The sequence below is a fragment of the Agromyces humi genome (genome assembly GCF_009720255.1).
Classification (GTDB): domain Bacteria; phylum Actinomycetota; class Actinomycetes; order Actinomycetales; family Microbacteriaceae; genus Agromyces; species Agromyces humi.
Genome location: NZ_WJSP02000528.1, coordinates 1 through 2,066 on the forward strand (window position 1 = coordinate 1; position 2,066 = coordinate 2,066).

Below are 2,066 nucleotides of genomic sequence, written 5' to 3' on the forward strand. Positions count from 1 at the left end.
GAACGGCGCGGCGTGCTGCGCGGACTCAACGCCGCGCCGAACGTGGGACCCGAGGTCGCAGTGGTCGGCGTCGAGCTCGTCGGTGACGCGCTCCGCACGAACGATCCGCGCCTCGTCGCGGCGGCGCTCGGCCCGTTCGCGGCCGACCATCTCGACGAGCACGGCTGGCGTCACGGCGTCCTCAAGGCGCTCTTCATGCAGCTCCCGCTCGACGTCGTCGCGGGGCTCGATCGCCGCGCCGACCCGGAGCTCGCCCGCATGGCCGCCGCGCTCATCGCCGAACGGCGGGCCGCGGGGCGCGCCGTGAGCGACGACATGACGCGCCTCGCCGCCATCACCACCACGTCAGGAGCATGAACATGCGAATCTTCGATCCCCACATCCACATGAGCGCCCGTACCACCGACGACTACGTCGCCATGTACGAGTCGGGCGTGCGGGCGGTGGTCGAGCCGTCGTTCTGGCTCGGGCAGCCGCGCACGAGCGTGGGTAGCTTCGTGGACTACTTCGACGGGCTGATCGGCTGGGAGCGGTTCCGCGCCGCGCAGTACGGGATCCGCCACCACTGCACGATCGGCCTCAACCCGAAGGAGGCGAACGATCCGCGCTGTCGTGAGGTGCTGGCGGTGCTGCCGCGGTACCTCGCCAAGGACGGCGTGGTCGCCGTCGGCGAGCTCGGCTACGACTCGATGACGCCCGAGGAGGATGAGGTGTTCGTCGCCCAACTCGACCTGGCCCGCGACGTCGGCCTCCCGGCGGTCGTGCACACCCCGCACCGCGACAAGGCGGCCGGTACGACGCGCACCCTCGACGTCGTGCGCGACTCGGGCATCGGCTCCGAGCGGGTCGTGGTCGACCACCTCAACGAGACCACGGTCGCCGAGGTCGCCGACTCGGGGTGCTGGATGGGCTTCTCCATCTACCCCCACACGAAGATGGACGAGCACCGCATGGTCGCGATCCTCCGGGAGTACGGCACCGAGCGGATGCTGGTGAACTCCGCCGCGGACTGGGGGCAGTCCGACCCGCTGAAGACCCGCAGGACCGCCGAGGCCATGCTCGGCGCCGGCTTCACCGAGCACGACGTCGACGTGGTGCTCTGGCAGAATCCCGTCGCCTTCTACGGGCAGAGCGGGCGCCTGCACCTGGATCCGGTGCCCGGATTCGTCGTGCACGAGCCACTCGCCCCGACGACGTTCGAGGGCAACTCCGTGCTGCGGGGAGCCCGGGTCTGATGGAGCTCTCCTACTGCACGAACGTGCACCCCGCCGAGGATCTCGAGGGCGTGCTCGAACAGCTCGATGCCTTCGCCGGTCCGGTGCGGGAGCGCGCCGGCCTCGATCGGCTCGGCGTGGGGCTCTGGCTCCCGGCGGAGCTCGCGGCCCGCCTTGCGTCGAGCGCCGACGACCGCGAACGCCTGCGCGCACGGCTCGACGCGAACGGACTGGTCCTGCGCACCGTCAACGCGTTCCCGTACCGGGCGTTCCACGCCGAGGTCGTGAAGCTCGACGTCTACCGACCCGACTGGACCGACGAACGCCGCGTCGCGCACACGCTGGACTGCGCCGCAGTGCTCGCCCAACTCCTCCCCGACGGGGACGCCGGCAGCATCTCGACCCTGCCGCTCGGATGGCGGGAGCCATGGACGGCCGACCACGACCGGCGGGCCACGGCCTCGCTCGCGCACGTGTCCCGCCGGCTCCGCGCCCTCCGCGCGGAGACGGGCCGCACCGTGCGGCTCGCGATCGAACCCGAGCCCGGCTGCGTGCTCGACACGGTGCACGACGTGGTGTCCTGGCTGGCCCCGCGTACCCGCTCGGGCGAGGTCGACCCCGAGTTCGTCGGCGTCTGCCTCGACACGTGCCACCTCGCCGTCTCGTTCGCCGATCCGGATGCCGCGGTGCGCGAGATCGCCGACGCCGGGCTGCGCGTGGTGAAGGTGCAGGCCTCGGCGGCGCTGCACGTCGAGCGACCGTCGGATGCCGCGAGCCGCGACGCGGTCGCCGCCTTCGTCGAGCCGCGCTACCTCCACCAGACGCGCGAGCGGCAGCCCGACGGCAGCGTGC

At 72.3% G+C, this 2,066-nt stretch carries 3 protein-coding genes; all 3 read left to right on the top strand.

The genetic code is table 11. The annotated features are described in order from the left end of the window. On the top strand, positions 1-357 hold a 357-nt coding region (locus GH736_RS21795), incomplete at its 5' end, for an EboA domain-containing protein (RefSeq protein WP_203230902.1). 2 nt (positions 358-359) lie between these two features. Further along, positions 360-1,235, top strand: a complete 876-nt coding sequence (locus GH736_RS21800; protein ID WP_159607030.1) for a TatD family hydrolase — start codon at positions 360-362, stop codon at positions 1,233-1,235. Further along, positions 1,235-2,066, top strand: an 832-nt coding sequence (gene eboE, locus GH736_RS21805; RefSeq protein ID WP_159607032.1) for a metabolite traffic protein EboE, incomplete at its 3' end; no start/stop codon positions are given. The genes GH736_RS21800 and eboE, both read left to right, overlap by 1 nt.

Bases quoted from the DNA above. Each gene is read 5' to 3' on its own strand.
- GH736_RS21800 (WP_159607030.1), top strand. From the start codon at position 360: ATGCGAATCTTCGATCCCCACATCCACATGAGCGCCCGTACCACCGAC.